We start from the raw sequence: 20,683 nt of genomic DNA, 5'->3' as shown, positions 1-20,683 counted from the left end.
TCAGGGCTCCATGGCACGGCGCAGCGCCTCGGCCACGCGCGCGGGGCCGGGGAAGTAGTGCCATTCCAGGGCGTGCGGATAGGGCGTGTCCCAGCCGGTCACCCGGGCGACCGGCGCCTCCAGATGGTAGAAGCAGTGCTCCTGGACCAGCGCCGACAGCTCACCGCCGAAGCCGCCGGTCCGCGTGGCCTCGTGCACGATCACGCAGCGGCCGGTCTTCGTCACCGAGGTGACGATGGTGTCGATATCGACCGGGATAATGGTGCGCAGGTCGATGACTTCGGCATCGATGCCGCTCTGGGCGACCGCCGCCAGCGCCACGTGGACCATCGTCCCGTAGGCCAGCACCGTGACGTCCGATCCCGGGCGGACCACGGCTGCGCAGCCCAGGGGGATGGAGAAGTAGCCGTCCGGCACCTGGGCGCGCGGATCCTCGCCCCAGGGCTTCAGGGGCTGGTCGTGCCGGCCGTCGAACGGGCCGTTGTAGAGCCGCTTGGGCTCGAGGAAGATGACCGGGTCGTCGTCCTCGATGGCGCTGATCAGCAGGCCCTTGGCGTCGTAGGGGGTGGAAGGGATGACCGTCTTCAGCCCGCACACGTGCGCGAAGATGGCCTCGGGGCTCTGGCTGTGGGTCTGCCCGCCGAAGATGCCGCCGCCATAGGGCGTGCGCACCGTCAGCGGCGCGGTGAATTCGCCGCCCGAGCGATACCTGAGCCGGGCGGCCTCCGAGATGAGCTGGTCGGTGGCCGGATATATGTAGTCGGCAAATTGGATCTCGATCACCGGCCGCAGGCCGTAGGCACCCATGCCGACGGCGGTCCCCACGATACCGGCCTCGGCGATCGGCGTATCGAAGACCCGGCGCCTTCCGTATTTCTGCTGCAGCCCCTGGGTGCAGCGAAACACGCCGCCGAAATAACCCACGTCCTCGCCGAATACGAGCACGTCGGGATTGCTGCCCAGCATGACGTCCATGGCGGAGTTGATGGCCTGGACCATGGTCATTGTCGGCATGTCAGACCCCCATCTCCTGCCGCTGACGCCGCAGATGCCAGGGCATCTCCTTGAACACGTCGTCGAACATGGTGGCGGCGCTGAGGGTTGGCCCGCCGCCGAGGGTGCCGAGCGCCTCCGCCTCCTTCGCGGCGGCCCGAACCTCCTCCTCCACCTCGGCGGCGAGGGCGGCGTGACGCTCCGGCGACCACTCGCCGAGCCGATAGAGATGCTCCCGCAGCCGATCGATGGGATCGCCGAGCGGCCATGTGCTCTCCTCGCCGGCCGGCCTGTACTTGCTGGGATCGTCGCTGGTGGAGTGCGCGGAGGCCCGGTAGGTGAACAGCTCGATCAGCGTCGCGCCGCGATTGGTGCGGGCCCGGTCGGCGGCCCAGCGGGTGACGGCATGGACGGCCAGGAAATCGTTCCCGTCCACGCGCAACGTCGGCAGGCCGTAGCCGAAGCCGCGGGCGGCGAAGGTGGTCTCCTCCCCGCCGGCCAGGCCCTGGAAGCTCGAGATGGCCCATTGGTTGTTGACGACGTTGAGGACGACGGGCGCCCGGTAGACCGAGGCAAAGGTGAGCGCGTGGTGGAAGTCGCCCTCCGCGGTCGCGCCTTCGCCGACCCAGGAGGCCGCGATGCGGTCGTCGCCCTTGTAGGCGGAGGCCATGGCCCAGCCCACCGCCTGGCTGAACTGGGTGCCGAGATTGCCGGAGATGGAGAAGAAGCCGGCCTCCTTGCTGGAGTACATGACCGGCATCTGCCGTCCCTTCAGCCGGTCGCCCGTGTTCGAATAGACTTGGCACATCATGTCGACGAGCGACCAGCCGCGGGCGATGAGGAGCCCCTGCTGGCGGTAGGTGGGAAAGCACATGTCGCCGCGGCTGAGCGCGAAGGCCTGGGCGACGGCGATCGCCTCCTCGCCGGTGCACTTCATGTAGAAGGAGGTCTTGCCCTGGCGCTGGGCGCGGACCATGCGCTCGTCGTAGGCGCGCGTCAGCATCATGGCCCGCAGGCCGCGCCGCAGCGTGTCCGCATCGAGGCGCGGATCCCAGGGGCCGACGGCGGCGCCGGAGCCGTCGAGCACGCGGATGAGGCCGAAGGCGAGATCGCGTGTCGCCTCGGCGGGGGCCGCGACGTCCGGGCGCGGCATGGCGCCCGCCTCGGGGATGGAGAGCGTGCTGAAATCGGGGGGCTCGCCCGGCCGATGGGCAGGCTCGGGGACGTGAAGGTCAAGGCGCGGACGATTGCGCGGGAGCTCGTTCATTTGCCGTCCTCGGACAGGCGGTCAGGACCGGTCGATCCGCGAGAGCATGTCGCCATCGGATGAACTCAGCCGACGGCGAAATGCTCCAACGCTTTGGGCGCGGGCTGTGCGCACCGGTCGGACGCCGCGCCCGACGCGAACAGTCCGACTTTTGGCGCCCCGGGTACAGCCAGCTCCGCCGTCACGACGCCCACGATCTGGCCGATCCGCACGGCGATGTGGCGTGCTGCCTCGTCGCCGGGCGCTTCGTAGGTGAAGTCGGCCAGGAAGCCGGTGTCCTCGCGAGCCGTCTCCATGGCCAGCAGGCCCACGTCGAGCCGGTGCACGAGATCGAGAGCCCGGATGGCGCTCTGCATGCTCAGAACCTTCAGCTTCAACCGGTACGCCACGCCGACACCTTCCCGCTTGTCACCTTCAACGTGATATAAATTACCCGGAGATCGGCATAATAACTTTCTAATGTTTGGACGTTTTGGTTATTTTAAAGAAGGATCATCCGTAATTTTTAGGTATGGCAGAAGATTATAACTGCATGTTGAGGGCGCGGCCTGGACGGACCGAGGAGGGGACTGAGCCGATGCAGAAGGACAAGGGCCTTGACGCGATCGACCGGCGCATCCTGGCCGCCCTGCGCAAGGAGGGGCGGCTGACCAATAGCGAACTGGCGGAGAAGGTCGGCCTGTCGGCCAGTCCGTGCTGGACGCGGGTCAAGCGCCTCGAGGAAGCAGGATACATCGAGGGCTACGTGGCGGTGCTCAGCCAGGCGCAGCTCGGCCTGCCCGACACCGTCATCATCGAGGTCATGCTGGACCGGCACGACGAGGATCAGCTCGAGAGGTTCGGCCTCGCCCTGGCCGAGCTGCCGGAGGTGCTGGAAGCGTATCTGACGACGGGCGAGTACGACTACCTCATCAAGGTGGCCGTGGACGGCACGTCGGGCTACGAAAGATTCCTGCGGGAGCGGCTCTACAAGGTGCCGGGAATCCGCCACAGCCGGTCGTCGTTCGCCTTGAAGTGCCTGAAGCGGGAGATCTCGCCCATGCCGTAAGCCGGGCTGCCGGCTGCGGGCGCGGCGAGCTCGTCGAGACTTGCCCTCGATCCGAGCCGCCGAGGGCGCGTTCGGTAAGGTCGGGGTCACCGGACGCCTCGATCAGGCGCTCGGCACGGCTGTCCACAGGCGGCCGGCGCCATTCGGTTGGAAACCGGCGCGTGATCATGGTCTAAGGCCCGGGGCATGATCGGTTGACCCTTGGTTCGCAAAAGTGGGCATCGGTCTTGCGAGGGGAACCGGCGATGCCGACCGATCAACCGCGCGCTTCTCAACACGTCGTCGCCGACCAGAGCGAGGTCTTCGCCTTCCTGTCGTCGGCATCGACCTATGGGTTGGCCGCGCCGCCGGTGCGCATCGACACGCACGGGGCCGTCGTCGTGCTGGCGGGTCCCTTCGTCTACAAGGTGAAGCGCGCCGTCCGCTTCCCGTTCCTCGACTTCTCCACCCTCGACAGGCGGGAGCGGGCCTGCCGCACCGAATTCTCCGTCAACGCCGTCTACGCGCCGCAGCTCTATATCGGCGTCGTCGCCATCCGCCGCGGCGCCGGCGGGCTCCGGCTCAGCGAAGCGGCAGACGATGCCGACGGCGAGGTCGTCGAATGGGCGGTCAAGATGCACCGCTTTCCGGTCGATCAGACACTCGATCGGGTCGCCGAGGCGGGCGGGCTGACCGCGGCGTTGATCGCCGATCTGGCGCGGGTGGTGGCCGCGTCCCACGAGGCTGGCGAGCGCCGGCGTGATCCGGCCCAGGTCGCCATCAACGCCATGTACCTCGACCAGAACGCCGAAGCGTTCGCCGAATACCCCGAGCTGTTCGAGCCGCACCGGGCCGAGGCCATCGTCGCCGCCGGGCACGAGGCATTCGCCCGCAACCGGGACCTGCTCGTCGACCGCTGCCTCGCTGGCTATGTCCGCCGCTGCCATGGCGACCTGCACCTGCGCAACATCGTTCTGCTCGACGGCAAGCCGACGCTGTTCGACGCCATCGAGTTCGACGAGCGCATCGCCACCTGCGACCTGCTCTACGACCTGGCATTCCTGCTGATGGACCTCGTCCACCGCGGCTTTGCCGACCAGAGCAACGGGCTGCTCAACCGCTACCTCTGGCTGGCGGACGAGGCGCATCTGGCGGGGCTGGCGGCGCTGCCCCTGTTCCTGTCGATCCGCGCGTCGATCCGCGCCAAGGTCACGGCTGCCGGTCTCGACCACCTCGACGGCGCCGCGCGCGACCGCGAGGCCCGTGCGACCGCGGGCTATTTCGATCTGGCGGAGCGCTTCCTGGCGCCCTCGGCGCCCCGGCTGGTGGCCGTGGCCGGCCTCTCCGGCACCGGCAAGAGCACGCTCGCGGCGCGTCTCGCTCCCCGCCTCGGCTTTGCCCCCGGCGCCGTTCACCTGCGCAGCGACATCGAGCGCAAGCGCCTGTTCGGCGTCGGCGAGACCGAGCCGTTGCCGCCCGAGGCCTATGACGCCGCGACCGGCGAGAGGGTCTATGCCACGCTGGCGCGCAAGGCGGCCACAGCGCTCGCGGCCGGGGCCGCCGTGGTGGTCGATGCCGTCTATGCGCGTCCCGACGAGCGCGCCGCCATCGAAGCCGTGGCGCAGGCTGCCGGCGTGCCGTTCACCGGGCTCTGGCTGACGGCGCCCGAAAACGTGCTCGTCGGGCGCGTCGAGGCCCGCCGCGGCGATGCGTCCGACGCCCGCGCCGACACCGTGCGGGCGCAGCAGCATTACGAGACCGGTGCGATCGGCTGGGCCAGGATCGACGCCACGCCGCCGCCCGATCAGGTGGCGGCGGCGGCGCGGGAGGCGCTGGAGCGCGCTAGTAGTGTTGCACAGAGGATTTGACGGGTCAGCGTCAACAGAGCCGCTCGCCACCCCTCTCTCCGCTTGCGGGGAGAGGTTCGCGGCTGGAGCCGCAGCAGCCTTTGCTGCAATGGGCTCAAGCGTCAAAATCTCGGTGCGGAGCTAGAGCGTTTCGCAGTCTGGTGAGACCCCGCGATGGCGCAGCGCCCGGGTCAAGACTTCGGCGTCAGCGCTGCTTTGAACGCGGCGCTGTTGGACCGCATCATGTCGACGTAGGTGGCGGCCGGGCCGCCGGCGGGCGAAAGAGCGTCCGAGTACAGCTTGCCGCCGATGGCGGCGCCGGTCTCCTGGGCGATGCGGTCCATGAGGCGCGGATCGGAGATGTTCTCCAGGAACACCGCCGGGATTTTCTGCGTCTTGATCTGGCTGATGACGCGGGCCACGTCCTTGGCCGAGGCCTCGGTTTCGGTCGACACGCCCTGGGGCGCGATCACCTCCAGCCCGTAGGCGCGGGCGAAATAGCCGAAGGCGTCGTGGGTGGTGATGATGCGGCGCCGGTCGGGCGGGATGGCGGCGATGGCCGCTTTCACCTCGCCGTCCACGTTGGTCAGCTCGGCCAGGTAGGCGGTGGCCCGCGCATCGTAGCCGGCCTTGCCGGTCGGGTCGGCCTTGATCAGTGCGTCGCGAATGTTGGCCACGTAGATCTTGGCATTGGCGACGTTCTGCCAGGCGTGCGGATCGATCGCCTCATGGCCCGGATGATCCTCGTCCTCGCCCTTGATCGACTTCACCCCCTGGGAGGCGACGACGACCGGCGCCTTGGTGCCGGACGCCTTGATCAGCCGCGCGATCCAGCCCTCCAGGCCGAGGCCGTTGACGACGACGAGCTTGGCGGCCGCGAGTTTCTTGGCATCGGCCGGCGCCGGCGAGAACACGTGCGCGTCGCCGTCCGGGCCGACCAGGACATCGACGGCGACATGATCGCCGCCGACCTGCTTGACCAGATCACCCAGGATCGAGAACGAGGCGACGACCGGCAGCGGCTCGGCCGCGAACGCGGCTGGAGCGACGAGAGCCGCGGCGATGAGCGCCAGCGCGCCCGTGACGGCGCGTCGCGTCGTGCCGGTCGCGTCCTGTCCGGGGCGACGTTGGACCCGGTCTGAATTGCAAGCCATGGCGTTGTTCCTTGAGCCGTGGGAAGCGGGCAGGGCGGAGCATCCCGTCCGTCCGACGAAAAATGTTATAACGTTGCATGAACGGCGGACAAGGCGTCCGGCTGCGATCGACCGTCGCGGGAGGCGCGGCCATGGACCGACCGGGAAGCCTCTAATCCGGTGCGTCGACCCGTTCGAAGATCGCGTCGATGACCCGGTTGAGCGCCGCGATGTCGGTGTCCGCCAGGCCGCCCACCACCTTCTCCTGGTAGGCGAGGGCGACGGGAATGATCTGCCGATAGACGACATAGCCCTCGTCGGTGAGCGACAGGTTGATCTCGCGCCGGTCGTTGGAGCTCACCTCGCCGATGACCAGGCCGCGCTTCTCCAGGGTGGAGACGGCGCGCGACACCTTGGTCTTGTGCATGCGGGTGTGCTGGCCGATGGCTTTGCCGGTCATCCGCTTGTACTCGCCCAGCACCGCGAGCACGCGCCATTCCGGAATGGCGATGCCGAAGCGGCGGGCATAGTGCTTGGCGAGCCCCTGCGAGACCGCCTCGGACAGGACGGCCAAGCGGTAGGGCATGTAATGCTGCAGGACCAGCGGCTCCGAGTCCTCGGGGCTTGCGGGGCGCTCGCTGTCGCCGGGAAGAGGGTCGTGCATATCGTGGCCTAAAGCGCTTGGCGCGGAGATGGAGCCGTCCGGGCGGCGGGGACGCCGCCCCCGATCACGGGACGCACGCCGTCTTCACGGCTCTTAGCACGGCGGCGGCGATCGTCTCGTGACCGGCACTCCACAGCGTCAGGTCCCTCGTCGCGACGTCGGTTCCCTGCACTTGCACTCGACCGGGGCGCGGCGCAACCTCTGCTCGCCGAAGCCGATCCATGCGCTTGCGCGGTCTCCGGATTTGAAGTTCCGGAACGCGGATGCCATGAATGGCATCGAACTGCAAATCCGCCGGATGCGCCCCGCTAAGGGCCCGCGCCTTACCCATGGATGACGGCGATGATCAAGGACCTGATGGTGCATCTCGACGGAACGGCCGAGGACGAGGTTCGCCTGGGCCACGTCGAGGCGGTGGCGACGGCGATCGGCGCGCATGTCACGGGCCTGTTCACCAATCCGCTGCCGGACTACGCCACGGTGATGCCGATCGAGGCCGGGGCCGCGGCCGTCTCGGTGGTCGCCGACATCGAGGAGCAACTGCGGCGCGAGGGCGACGCCATCGCGGCGCGCCTCTCCGATCGGCTGGGCCGCCTGGAGGTGCCGACCGAGATCAGGCGTCTCGACGAGCGGCCGGCCAACCTGGCCCGGCACGCCGCCCGCCAGGCGCGCTGGGCGGATCTGTTCGTGGCCAGCTGCCCCTACCGGAGCGACGCGGCCGGGGATTGGGCGGAACTGGTGGAAGCGGTGCTGCTGGAGAGCGGCCGCGGCATCATGCTGATCCCGCCCGGCCGGCGCGCGCCCGACACGATTCGCCGTGTCCTGATCGGCTGGCGCGACTGCCGCGAAGCGGCACGCGCGGTCGCCGAAGCCATGCCGCTGATCACCCATTCGACGCGCACCGACATCGTCTACGCCATCGTCAGGGACGATGAGCTGGTGGCGCGCTCGGCCGACGACCTCGCCGCCCACCTCGACCGTCACGGCGCCAAGGTGGAAGTCCATCCGGTCGATCGCGGCAGCCGCGTCGCGGCCGAGGTGCTGCTCGAGCAGGCCCACCGCCTCTCCGCCGACTTGATCGTCATGGGCGGCTACGGCCACTCGCGCCTGCGCGAATGGTTCACCGGCGGCACGACGCGCGACGTCATCACCCTGACCGACGTTCCCCTGCTGCTGGCGCACTGACCGCCGCGAGGGGGACTGTCCTGACCGCAGGGGAGGGGCTGGTGGGGCGTGGCTTCCACCGCCTCAACGACGGCGGAATCTGCCCCGTCGAAATGTGTCTGCCCGCTAGAGCGCTTTGCGATTGGGTGGAACCACCCAATCGCAAAGCGCTCCAGATTCAAAAGACTATGAGCATTTCTCCGCCATTGGATGGGTCCATCCAATGGCGAAATGCTCTAGGGAGTAGGGGCAGCGCAAACGCGCTCACGCTTCAAGACAAAAGCTTCCGGCATCGATCACGTCGTTTGCTTTGCCCGCTCCGGGCGCAGCACGGATTATCCGGATCTCCCCGAGCCGACCAAGCACTGCGCCAGGCTCCGCATCCGCCGTTGACGCCCTCATATCGCGATGCTACGTTCTGAACATGCGTTCAAAACGAGTGATCAATCCCGCCGACAGCGAAACGCGCGAAGCCATCGCCAAGGCCGCCGCGCGGCGTTTCGCGATGAACGGCATCCAGCAGACCACGATGCGCGAGATCACCGAGGAGGCGGGCATCAGCCTCGGCGCAGTGAATTACCATTTCGGCTCGAAGGACGGCCTGGCCTACGAGGTCTTCGACGCGCTCACCTTCGCGAACTGTGAAGCGCGCCACCGCGCCTACGATGCGCTCGAGGCGGGCCCCGAGCCCATCACGGTCGAGGCCATCTTCCGTATCCTCATCAGGCCCTACACCGAGGGGGACGAGGAGCAGCGGCGGCTCCTGGTCTACATCATCCAGGAGCACCGGCTCGCTCAGCTCGCCGTGGCCCGCGAGATCGGCAACAAGCATCTCGATGCGGTGGCGCTGCGGACCATCGGCCTCCTGCGCCGGGTCTGCCCGCACCTGAGCGAGGCCGAGATCCACTGGCGTTACCATCTGTCCCTGGGCGCCATCCTCTCGGTGGTGTCGGATTGCGCCCCCGAGAACCGCCTCAAGAACCTGTCCGGCGGCATCGCCGATGCGGCCGACCGGCAGGAACTGATCGCGCAGATCATCGCCTTCGTCGTGAGCGCCTTCCGGCCGCCGACGGACAGCTAGAGCATTTCTCTGCCATTGGATGGACCCATCCAATGGCAGAGAAATGCTCATCGTCTTTTGAATCTGGAGCGCTTTGCGATTGGGTGAGTCCACCCAATTGCAAAGCGCTCTAGCCGCCCTGATCACCGACGGCGGCATCAAGATCGAACAACAGGGAGCGACGTCCATGCCCAGGTGGCAATACACCAAAGGCCTGCATGATCTCGGCAACGGCTGCTACGCCTATCTGCAGCCCGACGGCAGCTGGGGATGGAGCAACGCCGGCCTGATCGTCGACGGCGAGGCCAACCTTCTTGTCGATACGCTGTTCGACTTGCAGCTGACTCGGGAGATGCTGGACACCATGCGCGATGCGGTGCCGGCCGCACGCACCATCGGCACGCTGGTGAACACGCACGCCAACGGCGACCACACCTTCGGCAACCAGCTCGTCGAGGGCGCCCAGATCATCACGACGGTCGCCACTGCCGAGGAGATGCTGGAGCGCCCGCCCGCGTTTCTGGCCGAGATGGTCAAGAACCGGGACAAGCTGGGCGAAGGCGCGCAGTTCCTCTATGACGTGATGGGCAAGAACTTCAAGTTCGACGACGTGGTCTACACGGCGCCGACGCAGACCTTCGAGACGCATCTCTCGCTCAAGGTCGGCGACAAGGCGGTCGAGTGCCTGCACGTCGGCCCCGCCCACACGCCTGGCGACACCCTGGTCTACGTTCCCCAGGACCGCACCGTCTTCACCGGCGACATCATGTTCGTCGGCGGCCACCCGGTGCTGTGGGCCGGTCCGATCGGCAACTGGATCCGGGCCTGCGACACCATCCTCGGCTGGGACGTCGACATCGTCGTGCCCGGGCATGGCGCCATCACGGACAAGAACGGCGTACGGCACTTCAGGAGCTATCTCGAATACATCGAGACCGAGGCGAGAAAGCTCTACGATTCCGGTTTGAATTACTACGATGCCGCGATGGAGATCTCGCTCGATCCCTATGCCGACTGGATCGATCCCGAGCGCATCGTCATCAACGTCGCCTCGCTCTACCGGGAGTTCGGCCTGAAGGACGAGCCGGGCCCGCTTCAGCTGTGGGCCGACATGTCCCGCTGGCACAAGGCCAAGGCCTGCGGCTGCGGCCGAGCGCACGACCACGATCACTGACCGACGGCGGCGGCAACGCCGGCAGAAGACCAGCGCACATGAGGGAGGTTGAGCCGTGAAGCTCGTGACATTCGAGACGAAGGATGCGCAACGCCATATCGGCGCGCTCGTCAGGGACGGCGAGGTCGTCGACTTCACCGCCAGCCGCCCGGCGGCGCATTTTCGCGACATGCTGGCCCTCATCGACGCCGGGCCGGCGGCTCTCGACGAGGCGCGGCGGCTGAGCGAGGGTGATGGGGCCGCTGTCGTCCGTCCCGCCACCGACGTGCGCCTGCTGGCGCCGGTCCCCGAGCCCCGGCAGATGCGCGACTGCCTGTGCTTCGAGAAGCATCTGAAGCAGGCGCGGGCCAGCGCGTTGATGCGCAGCGCGCCCGGCCAGCCTGTCGACCTCGACAAGATCGAGATCCCCCCGGTCTGGTACAAGCAGCCGATCTACTACAAGGCCAACCGCTTCAGCGTCATCGGCCCGGAGCATCCGATCGAGTGGCCGCGCTACTGCAAGCTTCTCGACTACGAGATGGAGTTCTGCATCTTCACCGGCAAAAGCGGCAAGAACATCAGCCGTGATCGCGCCCGCGATTACATCTTCGGCTATTCGATCTTCAACGACATGAGCGCCCGCGACGCCCAGGCCGAGGAGATGGCCGGCCAGCTCGGCCCGGCCAAGGGCAAGGACTTCGACACGGGCAACATCATCGGGCCCTGGCTGGTGACGGCCGACGAGGTGCCCAATCCCTATAACCTCGAGATGATCGTTCGCATCAACGGCGAGGAGCGCTCGCGCGGCAACAGCGGCGAGATGCACCATAAGTTCGAGGACATTCTCGCCCACATCTCCCAGGACGAGACGATCCACGCGGGTGAATTCTTCGGGTCCGGCACGGTCGGCAACGGCTGCGGGCTCGAGCTCGGGCGCTATCTCGAAGGTGGCGACGTCATCGAGCTCGAGGTCACCGGTCTCGGTGTGCTGCGCAATACGCTCGGCCCAAGGCCCTAGAGCATGTCCTCATTGCGAAGCGCTTCAATGGGGCGCTTCAGCTCTTCTGCAATGAAAATGCCCGATGGCGACGCATGAGTCTTCAAGTCGATGGATGGTCGGGTCAAGCCCGACTATGACGAGTGGAGACGGAAAGCCTTTATACTCAACGTCATGGTCGGGCTTGACCCGACCATCCATCCGCTCAAAGACTCAAAGCCCGGTGCATAACTCCTAGCAAATTGACTAAATCGGGCGACTAGCGACGCCCGCATAGAGAACGGAGTCCTTGTTACCAAGCGAGGACCAAGACGCCAGAGGAAAACGCCATGTCTTACCGTCGAATTCTGGGGGCGCTGCTTGCGGTGATGGGGCTTCTGGGCGCCGATGCGGCGTCCGCGGCCACCAAGATCCGGCTCGGCTATTCTGCGACGAGCGCTTTTGCCACGGCCTTCGTCGCTGCCGACCAGGGCATCTTCGCCAAGAATGGGCTCGACGTCGAGATGGTGCTCGTGCCGAACTCGTCCACGACGCCGGCGGCGCTCCTGGCCGACAGTCTCCAGGTCGCGACGCCGACCCCGCCGGTGACGCTGCAGGCGATCGAGGCCGGAGTCGATCTGGTCGTGCTCACCGGCGGCTCCGTCACGTCGGAGCGGGTGACGGATGCGGCCGTGCTGGCGCGCGAGGGATCGGGGATCAAGGAGGCCAAGGACTTCATCGGCAAGAAGGTCGGCACCCCCGGTCTCAACGCCTTCCTGCACGTGCTGTTTCGCGAATGGCTGAGCGGCCGCGGCGTGGACTGGAAGAAGGTCTCCTTCGTCGAAGCGCCCTTCGCCCAGCTCGGCGACATCCTCAAGACCGGACAGGTCGATGCCATCGTCACCGCCGATCCGTTCAAGACCCGCGCTATAGACAACAAGTCCGGCTATCTCGTCTCCAACTACCTGAGCGAAATAAAGCCCGGCACGGCGGCCGGATGGTTCGTCGCCGCCCGCAGGTGGGCGGACGCGAACCGGGACGCGGCCAAGGCCTTCCAGCTCTCCATGGTGCAGGCCGATGAGCTGGCCAAGGCCGACCCCGCGGCGCTCCGCAAGGCGATCGCGGTCTACACCAAGCTGCCGCCGGAGGTGATCGCGCAGCTGCCGCTGCCCGCCCTCGATGCCAAGCTCACCGATGCGCAGATCGACTTCTGGTCGAAGACCTGCCTGTCCCAGGGGCTGACCCGCAAGCCCGTCGATGCGAGCAAAGTCATATGGCACTGATGGCCTCCCTTCGCACAGCCCGCCCGGCGGCCGTCCGCGACGGCGCCCCTACGCTGCTGTCGGTCGACCACGTCGGCTTCGAGGTCGGCGGGGGCCAAAAAGGAGGGGCCCAAGCGCCCATGACGATCCTGTCGGACATCTCGCTCCAGGTGCACAGCGGCGAGTTCGTCTCGATCATCGGCGGCTCGGGCTGCGGCAAGACCACCCTGCTGCGGCTCATCGGCGGCCTCGCCCGGCCCACCTCGGGCGCCATCACCTTCGCCGGGCGGCCGGTCACCAAGCCGACCCGGGAGCGGGCGATCGTCTTCCAGGACTACGGCAAGGCCCTGCTGCCCTGGCGCAGCGTCGCCGGCAACGTGGCGCTGGTGCTGGAGACGCGTGGCGTGCCGCGCCGCGACCATGCGGAGATCATCGACGGTCTGCTGCGCAAGGTCGGCCTCGCCGATTGGAAGACCCATTTCCCGCGGCAGCTGTCGGGCGGCATGCAGCAGCGCCTGCAGATCGCCCGTTGCCTGGCGCAGCAGCCGCGCCTGCTGCTGATGGACGAGCCGTTCGGCGCGCTCGACGCCATGACCAGGCAGAGCTTGCAGGACGAGGTGGCGCGCCTCGCCGCCGAGACCGGCATGACGGTGATCTTCGTGACCCACGACATCGAGGAGGCGATCTACCTCGGCGATCGCGTGGTGGCGATGGACAGCCGTCCGGGGCGCATCGCGGCGGTGATCGACGTGGTGCTCGACCGGCCGCGCAACCAGTTGACCACGCGAGAGAGCCCGGAGTTCCTGGCCTATCGGCACGAGCTCTTCCAGCGACTGCCGGGTGGACACTGATGCGCCCGTTCGTGTTTCCAACCCTCCTTCTCGTGCTCTGGGAAATGGCCGGCCGCAGTGGGCTGTTCGGCTCCGAGCTGCTGTCCACGCCGAGCGAGGTGATCGTCGCCGCGGCCCGCGCCCTCGGCGACGGCAGCCTTCTCCAGGCGACGGCGCAGACGCTGACGGCGGCGATTGTGGGGCTGGCCATCGGCGCGCTGATCGGCGTCGCCATGGGGACGATGCTCGGCCTGTCTGCGCTCGCCTCCGATCTGGCCCAGGTCACGCTCGAGGTGCTGCGCCCGATCCCGTCCGTCGCCCTGATCCCGATCGCCATGCTGGCCTTCGGCTTCGGCTACGCCATGACGATCTCGATCGTCGCCTTCGCCTGCCTGTGGCCGACGCTGATCATCACGCAGGCGGCCGTCGCCCAGGTCCCGCCCCAGACGCTGGAGGTGGCCCGGGTGCTGGAGCTCGGCCTGGTCGCTCGGCTCCGCAAGATCATCCTGCCGTCGATCCTGCCGCGCCTGTTCGTCGGCATCCGCCTGGCGGCCGGCATCGCCCTGGTGGTGGCGGTCACGGTCGAGATCACGGCCAACCCGCTTGGCCTCGGCTACGCTCTGGTGGTGTCGCAAGAGACGCTGCAGCCGGCGCGGATGTTCGCCTTCCTGCTCTGGGTCGGCCTGCTCGGCTGGATCGTCAATGCCGGCCTCGTCCTCGCCCAGGACAGGCTGTTCCGGCGGTGGACGGTGGCGCCATGACCGGCCGCTCGCTCCTGCGGCTTGCCGGCAGCCTGGCGCTGCTCCTCGCCCTCATCGGCTGCTGGCAGTTGCTGGCCGATGCCGCCGTCGTTCCGCCCGTGTTCCTGCCCGGTCCCGATCGCGCCTTCGCGGCGCTGCTGCAGCAGGCAGACGACGGAACGCTGGCTGCCGCGACGATCGGAACGGTCGGCCGGATGCTCCAGGGATTCTGCGTCGCCTCCCTGCTCGGCCTGGCCATCGGCATCGCGGTCGGCCTGTCGCCGACCGCGCGAGCCTACCTGGAGCCGAGCCTCGAGGTTCTGCGTCCGCTGCCGGCGTCGGCTATCATCCCGGTGGCGATCCTGCTGCTGGGGCTCACCAAGACGATGATCGTCGCCGTCATCGCCTTCGGCTCGCTGTGGCCCGTGCTCCTGGGCACCATCCAGGGGCTCAAGGCGATCGACCCGCGGCTGCTCGAAGTGGCACGCGCGCTCGAGCTGTCGAAGCTCACCTTCATTCGCAGCATCGCGTTGCCCAACGCACTGCCGGACATCTTCGCGGGCCTGCGCCTGGCGTTGACGGTCTCCCTCATCCTCGCCGTGGTGACGGAGATGATGTCGGCCGAGCCCGGGCTCGGCTCGACCATCCTGCTCGCTGCGCGTTCGTTTCGAAGCGCCGATCTGTTCGCCGGAATCATCATGCTCGGCCTCGTCGGCTATCTCGCCAACACTCTGGTCCAGGCCGCGCAAGGCCGCCTGCTGCGTTGGCAATAGTGCATAATCCCAAAAAGTGGACGCCGGCTTTTGGAACCGAAGGTCCGCGTCAGCGAATAGATCATGCGTAAATAATGACTTAGAGCGGGATGATGATTCGAAGAAAAATCAACCCGCTCTAGCGCGGCCGATCCACAGTTCAGGCGTTCAACAGCGACGCCCTTCCGAGGTGTAGAGTAGAGCACCTCTCGATCAGATGTGACCGTCCGATCGGATAGACGTGCTCCAGGTCTATTCATCTCGAGCGCCTCTCCGCGGTCGTGAGGCGTTCCGGCGAGGCCGCCGGGTCAGGTCGCGACGCCGAGGCCATCCGGCCGGATTGCGGCCGGCGGGCGGCGTGTACGCGCGAATGCGATCGAGCGGGTGAGGCGACGCTTCAGCCGGTGGTGCCGCTCGACTGTACGTGTTTGATCGAGATGTTGAAAATAGATACGGATTCATTTTCTGAAACTGAAAATTTAGAAAAAATAAACATTGCGTTATGTAAGTAATAATCGTTAAGATGAGAGCTAAATTTGGCGAATTAAAAAGAATATGATTCGTCGAATGAACGTCGATCCGGCACTCCGTAGTCCGGATCAGCGACAGATCATGCTTAAACGAATAGACGAATCGGGATGATGACTCGAAGACGAGTCGTTCCTTTGCGCCGTCCACCAGCCGCCAGAGCCGTTCCATCGGCAGCGGTCCGCCATGTCTTGAATGTTTTCGGGGGGATAACAATGAGGATCGTCAAGGGAATCCTGCTGGGGTCCGCAGCAGGCTTGTTGCCTGCCGCCGCGGCGCAGGGGGCCGATCTGCCGATGAGCAAGTCGGCGCCGGTCGAATATGTCAAGGTCTGCGCGGTTCATGGCGTCGGCTTCTTCTACATTCCCGGCACCGATACGTGCATCAAGATCGGTGGCCGTGCCCAGTTCCAGTACAATTACAACCAGTACCGATCGCTCAACGGTCTCGACAAATCCGCCTTCATCGGAGCGGGCCGCATTCAGGTCGACGCGCGCACCGCGACCGCCTGGGGCACGCTGCGGACCTTCGTGCGCTTCGACATCGCCAGCCGCACCGGACAGACGTCGGGCGCCTCGCCGACCCTGCGGAACTTCGGCCCGTCGTCGTTCAACGCGACGGGCATCGACACCTACAATCGCGCCTACAAATACGTCGAGGTCGACAAGGCGTTCATCCAGTTTGCCGGTTTGACCGCCGGCCGCGCGTCGTCATTCTACGATTTCTATGTCACCGAGATCGAGCTGTCGAACACGTCGATCACCTCGAACGTCTCGTCCACCAATCTGCTGGCCTACACCGTTCAGCTGGGCAACGGCTTCAGCGCGACGGTGTCGGCGGAAGATCCGACCTTCCGCCGCAATCCGCTGTTCTCGGTCAATCCGTTCGGCGCCAACAACACCGGCTTCTTTGCGGGCACCTCGGCGGTGCTGAACCCGATCTGCGCCAGCGGCGTGGCCGGCTGCACCTATGGCTCGCCGGTCTATGTCTACGGCGGTTCAGGCGCCGTGACCGGCCGGGCCTTCGTCGACATCGCCCAGCGCGAACAGATCCCCGACTTCGTCGCCAACCTCCGCGTCGACCAGTCCTGGGGCTCGGCGCAGATCTCCGGCGCCGTGCATCAATTGTCCATTGGTTCGTACATCGGCAACACCTACTACCCCGACGGGGCATCGGTGCCGGCGGCGATCCCGCTGAATACCTCTACACCGCGCCCGGACGCGGCGTGGGGCTATGCCCTCCAGGCCGGCGTGAAGGTCAACCTGCCGTTCCTGGCGCCGGGCGATGCCCTGTGGCTGCAGGCGGCCTATGCCCGCGGCGCCATGTCGTATGTCGGCCTCGACGGTCCGATCGGCCGTTCGGGCGCGATCGAGGGCGGCATCGGCGGCGGCACCCGCTTCAATGCCTGGAAGCTCGACGGCTACGTCGACCCCACCAGCGGCGACATCAAGCTGACCACCTCGTGGTCGGCCGCCGCCGCCTTCCTGCATTACTGGGCCCCGCAGTGGCGGTCCGGGTTCGTCTTCACCTACGGCCAATTGGAGTATCCCGGCGCCGCCCGCGTTGCCGGGCCGTTGGGCAACGTCTACGGCGTCAACGGCAGCGGCGTGCTGACCGCGGCGAGCATCGCGGCCGGCGCCTACAACGTCGCCTTCAAGAGCTTCAACGAGTATCAGGCCCTCGCCAACCTGGTCTGGTCGCCGGTCAAGGACCTCGATCTCGGCATCGAGCTGCTCTATCAGCGCATCGACCCGCAAGGGCGCGTCTACGATAACAACAAGGGCGGCGCGGCGACCGGGCGAACCACCAGCAACGACGACAATTGGGCGACCCGCGTGCGCATCGACCGCACGTTCTGACGGCCAGCTCCCGGCTTGATTCGACAGTCGCCGGCGCGCCTGCCGCCGGCGCGGCGCAAGATTTGCCTGGGCCCTCCGGCGTCGGCCCAGGTGAGCCGGCGCGCCTGTCGAAGGGCCGATGACCAACGCCACGCGGATCGCCATCGTCGACGAGAGCCCGGTGCGGAGCGCCATCCTCGAAGAGGGGCTGCGCGACGCCGGCTATACCCGGATCATCGTCATCGGCGAGACAGCCGGCCTGCTCGCGCGCCTGCAGCAGATCGATCCGGACGTGATCGTGATCGATCTGGAAAATCCAAGCCGCGACAGCCTGGAGCAGATGTTCCACGTCAGCCGGCTGGTCAGCCGCCCGGTGGCGATGTTCGTCGACCAGTCGGACAGCCCGATGATCGCCGCGGCCATCGACGCCGGCGTCTCCACCTATATCGTCGACGGGCTGAAGCAGAGCCGGGTGAAGCACATCGTCGAGACGGCGATCGTCCGCTTCAACGCCTTCGCCAAGCTCAAGCAGGAGCTGGCGGAGGCCAAATCGAAGCTCGAGGACCGCAAGATCCTCGACCGCGCCAAAGGCATCCTCATGCGGGTCAAGACTATCTCCGAGGACGAGGCCTTCCGCCTCATCCGGCGCACCGCCATGAACGAAAACCGCACGCTGGCGCAAGTGGCGCAATCCATCGTGACGGCCGCGGAGCTGCTGCGATGACCATCTCCCTGCGGATCGGCTTCATCCCGCTGCTCGATGCGGCTCTCCTGGTCGCGGCGCGGGACGAGGGCTTCGCCGAGGCCGAGGGCCTCCATCTGGATCTGGTGCGCGAGGTGTCCTGGGCCAACATCCGGGACAAGCTGAACGTCGGCCTGTTCGATGCCGCCCACATGCTGGCGCCCGCCGCGATCGCTTCGACGCTCGGGCTCGGCCATATCAAGGTGGCGATCAGCGTGCCGATGGCGCTCAATCTCAACGGCAACGCGATCACCGTCTCGCGGGCCCTCTACGAGGCGCTCGCAGCCGAGGCCGGCACGGCACCGAGCCTCGATCCGCGGGTCTCATCGGCGGCGCTGAAGCGCCTCATCGACCGCCGGGCGGCGGCGGGCGAGCCGCCACTGGCCTTCGCCCACACCTTTCCGTTCTCGACGCACCATTACCAGCTGCGGACATGGATGGCGGCCGGCGGCATCGATCCGGAGCGGGACGTCAACCTGGTCGTCATCCCACCGCCGCTGATGGCGAAGAGCCTTGAAAGCGGCCACGTCGACGGCTTCTGCGTCGGCGCGCCGTGGAATGCGACGACGATCGCCGCGGGCCATGCGGTGATCATGCATCACGGCACCCAGATCGTCGCCGATTGCCCGGAGAAGGTGCTGGGCGTGCCGACGCGCGTCCTCGCGGAGCAGCCCGAGACGATGGCGGCGCTGGTGCGGGCGCTGGCCAACGCGGCCCGCTGGTGCGCGGACGCGGCCAACCGGGCCGGGCTCGCGCAGCTCATGGCGCGGCCCGAGATCCTCGGCGTGCCCGCCGCCATCGTCGACATGATCCTGGCCGGCGAGCTGCCGCTCGGCCCGGCGCCGCCGCCGGTGCCGGATCTCGCCTACATCCGGCTCGATCCGGCCGCCCTGCGGCCGACGCCGGCCCAGGTCGATTTTCTGCTGGCGCAAATGGTCGACGCCGGCCAGCTCGCGGCGTCCGCCACCCAGCGCGACGCCGCCCACCGCGTCTATCGGCCCGACCTGTTCGAGCTGGCCGGTGTCGTTGCGGCCGAGACGCCGATCCCCAAGCCGTTCGCCGCGCCTCCGCAGGATAGTCGCTGACGCAATTTCGAGCGCGGCGAGCCTATTTCCTTCGCACTGCAGCAAAAGAGGTGAGCGCGCCTGCGAAGCCTCTACGGCCATGCCGCGGAGGGACGACGTCCGGCTCTGCGCGAATTCGCTTCCTGGCACGAGACCTGCTTCGAGGAAGCCGGAAGGGTCTAATGGCGGGCCCGTAGCAATGCCGCGGACGGGTTTGGGGCTCCCCCAAGCTCGACGCGGCTTTTTTGTTTTCCGGCGTCCGGCGCCGAGAGCGAGAGGGGAGCCCGATGACCATGGATGTGCTGAGCGGGACGAAACCGGCCACCGCAGAGGCAACCGCTGACCCGGGGCCGTCGCGTCGCGGCTTCCTCCGCGGCACGCTGTCGGCGGCCGCCCTGCTCGGCGCGGCGAAAGCCGCCTTCCCCGGCGGCGCCTTCGCCCAGGGAACCGGTCCGGAGACCACCAAGGCGATCCTCGGCTACATCGCCCTGATCGACGCCTCGCCGCTGGTCATCGCCAAGGAGAAGGGGCTGTTCGCCAAGTACGGCATGCCTGATGTGGAGGTGGTGAAGCAGGCCTCGTGGGGCGCGACGCGCGACAACCTCGTGCTCGGCGGTGCAGCCAACGGCATCGACGGCGCCCATATCCTGAGCCCGACCCCCTACCTGATCTCGACCGGCAAGGTCACGCAGAACAACCAGCCGACGCCGATGTACCTGCTGGCGCGCCTCAACTACGACGCCCAGGCGATCTCCGTCTCCAACGACTACAAGGACCTCAAGGTCACCACCGACGCCTCGCCGCTGAAGGCCGCCTTCGCGGAGCGCAAGGCCGCGGGCAAGGAGGTCAAGGTGGCCATGACCTTCCCGGGCGGCACCCACGACCTGTGGATCCGCTATTGGCTGGCGGCCGCCGGCATCGATCCCGACAAGGACGTCTCGACCATCGTGGTGCCGCCGCCACAGATGGTCGCCAACATGAAAGTTGGCACCATGGATGCATTCTGCGTGGGCGAGCCCTGGAACGAGCAGCTCGTCAACCAGGGCATCGGCTTCACGGCGTGCACGACGGGCGAGATCTGGAAGCGGCATCCCGAGAAGGCGCTCGGCATGCGCGCCGACTGGGTCGACAAGAACCCCAAAGCCGCCTTGGCGATCCTGATGGCGGTCATGGAAGCGCAGCAATGGTGCGAGAAGGCGGAGAACAAAGCCGAGCTGGCCGCGATCGTCGGCAAGCGCCAATGGTTCAACGTCCCCGTCGCCGACATCATCGGGCGGCTGAAGGGCGACATCAACTACGGCAACGGCCGGGTGGCCACCGGCACCGACCAGCAGATGAAGTTCTGGACCGGCGGCGTCTCCTATCCGTTCAAGAGCCACGATGCCTGGTTCCTCACGGAGGACATCCGCTGGGGCAAGTACGAGCCGACGCTGGACATCAAGGCCTGGGTCGACAAGGTGAACCGCGAGGATCTGTGGCGGCAGGCGGCCAAGGCGATCGACGCGCCGGCCGGCGACGTGCCGGCCTCCAGCTCGCGCGGCGTCGAGACGTTCTTCGACGGCAAGGTCTTCGATCCCGCCGACCCGATGGGCTACCTCAAGAGCCTCTCGATCAAGCGGGCCATGGTCTGAGGCACGGAGCAG

19 protein-coding genes are annotated in these 20,683 nt (G+C 67.2%); 14 read left to right on the top strand and 5 right to left on the bottom strand.

Features of this window, described 5'->3' with window-relative positions; translation table 11 throughout:
• From ACZ5PO_RS39455 to ACZ5PO_RS39445, 3 genes are all read right to left on the bottom strand, one after another.
• Positions 1–1,014, bottom strand: a complete 1,014-nt coding sequence (locus tag ACZ5PO_RS39455) for an alpha-ketoacid dehydrogenase subunit beta (RefSeq protein ID WP_464188892.1) — start codon at positions 1,012–1,014, stop codon at positions 1–3.
• Position 1,015: 1 nt separating this feature from the next.
• A complete protein-coding gene (locus ACZ5PO_RS39450) occupies positions 1,016–2,260 on the bottom strand; it encodes a thiamine pyrophosphate-dependent enzyme (RefSeq protein WP_464188890.1) in 1,245 nt (414 codons plus the stop codon).
• A 65-nt stretch (positions 2,261–2,325) separates the two neighbouring features.
• On the bottom strand, positions 2,326–2,649 hold the full coding sequence (locus tag ACZ5PO_RS39445) for a hypothetical protein (RefSeq protein ID WP_464188888.1): 324 nt from the start codon (positions 2,647–2,649) through the stop codon (positions 2,326–2,328).
• A gap of 188 nt (positions 2,650–2,837) precedes the next feature.
• Here ACZ5PO_RS39445 and ACZ5PO_RS39440 point away from each other — a divergent pair, with 188 nt between their 5' ends.
• Together ACZ5PO_RS39440 and ACZ5PO_RS39435 are read left to right on the top strand one after the other, a co-directional pair.
• Positions 2,838–3,308, top strand: a complete 471-nt coding sequence (locus tag ACZ5PO_RS39440; protein WP_464188886.1) for an Lrp/AsnC family transcriptional regulator — start codon at positions 2,838–2,840, stop codon at positions 3,306–3,308.
• A 245-nt stretch (positions 3,309–3,553) separates the two neighbouring features.
• Positions 3,554–5,155, top strand: coding sequence for a bifunctional aminoglycoside phosphotransferase/ATP-binding protein (locus tag ACZ5PO_RS39435; protein ID WP_464188883.1), 1,602 nt, complete (start codon positions 3,554–3,556; stop codon positions 5,153–5,155).
• 170 nt (positions 5,156–5,325) lie between these two features.
• On the opposite strand, the gene ACZ5PO_RS39430 is transcribed toward ACZ5PO_RS39435, so the two are convergent.
• Together ACZ5PO_RS39430 and ACZ5PO_RS39425 are read right to left on the bottom strand one after the other, a co-directional pair.
• A complete protein-coding gene (locus ACZ5PO_RS39430; RefSeq protein ID WP_464188881.1) occupies positions 5,326–6,288 on the bottom strand; it encodes a metal ABC transporter substrate-binding protein in 963 nt (320 codons plus the stop codon).
• 151 nt (positions 6,289–6,439) lie between these two features.
• The gene (locus ACZ5PO_RS39425; protein ID WP_464188879.1) at positions 6,440–6,931 is read right to left on the bottom strand and encodes a MarR family winged helix-turn-helix transcriptional regulator; all 492 of its coding nucleotides are present in this window, start codon (positions 6,929–6,931) and stop codon (positions 6,440–6,442) included.
• Between the two features lie 342 nt (positions 6,932–7,273).
• Between ACZ5PO_RS39425 and ACZ5PO_RS39420 the strand changes: the two genes are divergently transcribed.
• The 12 genes from ACZ5PO_RS39420 to ACZ5PO_RS39365 all read left to right on the top strand — a co-directional run bounded on the left by ACZ5PO_RS39420 (position 7,274) and on the right by ACZ5PO_RS39365 (position 20,671).
• A complete protein-coding gene (locus ACZ5PO_RS39420; RefSeq protein ID WP_464188877.1) occupies positions 7,274–8,116 on the top strand; it encodes a universal stress protein in 843 nt (280 codons plus the stop codon).
• A gap of 403 nt (positions 8,117–8,519) precedes the next feature.
• Positions 8,520–9,176, top strand: a complete 657-nt coding sequence (locus tag ACZ5PO_RS39415; protein ID WP_464188875.1) for a TetR/AcrR family transcriptional regulator — start codon at positions 8,520–8,522, stop codon at positions 9,174–9,176.
• A gap of 166 nt (positions 9,177–9,342) precedes the next feature.
• Positions 9,343–10,329 carry an MBL fold metallo-hydrolase gene (locus ACZ5PO_RS39410; RefSeq protein WP_464188872.1) on the top strand — a complete coding sequence of 329 codons (987 nt, stop codon included), beginning with the start codon at positions 9,343–9,345 and terminating at the stop codon, positions 10,327–10,329.
• A 55-nt stretch (positions 10,330–10,384) separates the two neighbouring features.
• Positions 10,385–11,326, top strand: coding sequence for a fumarylacetoacetate hydrolase family protein (locus ACZ5PO_RS39405; RefSeq protein ID WP_464188870.1), 942 nt, complete (start codon positions 10,385–10,387; stop codon positions 11,324–11,326).
• 308 nt (positions 11,327–11,634) lie between these two features.
• Positions 11,635–12,567 (top strand): ABC transporter substrate-binding protein, encoded by a 933-nt coding sequence (locus ACZ5PO_RS39400; protein ID WP_464188868.1) that lies wholly within the window; start codon positions 11,635–11,637, stop codon positions 12,565–12,567.
• Positions 12,568–12,686: 119 nt separating this feature from the next.
• Positions 12,687–13,397 (top strand): ABC transporter ATP-binding protein, encoded by a 711-nt coding sequence (locus tag ACZ5PO_RS39395; protein WP_464188866.1) that lies wholly within the window; start codon positions 12,687–12,689, stop codon positions 13,395–13,397.
• Positions 13,397–14,137 (top strand): ABC transporter permease, encoded by a 741-nt coding sequence (locus ACZ5PO_RS39390; RefSeq protein WP_464188863.1) that lies wholly within the window; start codon positions 13,397–13,399, stop codon positions 14,135–14,137. Before ACZ5PO_RS39395 ends, ACZ5PO_RS39390 begins: the two co-directional genes overlap by 1 nt.
• Complete coding sequence (locus tag ACZ5PO_RS39385) at positions 14,134–14,889, top strand: ABC transporter permease (protein WP_464188861.1); 756 nt, start codon at positions 14,134–14,136, stop codon at positions 14,887–14,889. The genes ACZ5PO_RS39390 and ACZ5PO_RS39385 overlap by 4 nt, the downstream gene beginning before the upstream one ends.
• A 722-nt stretch (positions 14,890–15,611) precedes the next feature.
• A complete protein-coding gene (locus ACZ5PO_RS39380) occupies positions 15,612–17,255 on the top strand; it encodes a porin (RefSeq protein WP_464188859.1) in 1,644 nt (547 codons plus the stop codon).
• A 118-nt stretch (positions 17,256–17,373) separates the two neighbouring features.
• Positions 17,374–17,958: an ANTAR domain-containing response regulator gene (locus tag ACZ5PO_RS39375; protein WP_464188857.1), complete on the top strand. Its 585-nt coding sequence runs from the start codon at positions 17,374–17,376 to the stop codon at positions 17,956–17,958.
• Positions 17,955–19,061: a CmpA/NrtA family ABC transporter substrate-binding protein gene (locus ACZ5PO_RS39370; RefSeq protein WP_464188855.1), complete on the top strand. Its 1,107-nt coding sequence runs from the start codon at positions 17,955–17,957 to the stop codon at positions 19,059–19,061. Before ACZ5PO_RS39375 ends, ACZ5PO_RS39370 begins: the two co-directional genes overlap by 4 nt.
• 272 nt (positions 19,062–19,333) lie before the next feature.
• Entirely contained in the window at positions 19,334–20,671 is a 1,338-nt protein-coding gene (locus tag ACZ5PO_RS39365) for a CmpA/NrtA family ABC transporter substrate-binding protein (RefSeq protein WP_464197234.1), read from the top strand.
• Positions 20,672–20,683 lie beyond the last annotated feature (12 nt).

This window comes from Chelatococcus sp. KU-N122 (genome assembly GCF_055391085.1).
Note: the sequence above shows the minus strand (reverse complement) of the source record. Positions and strands in the feature narration are given on the sequence as shown.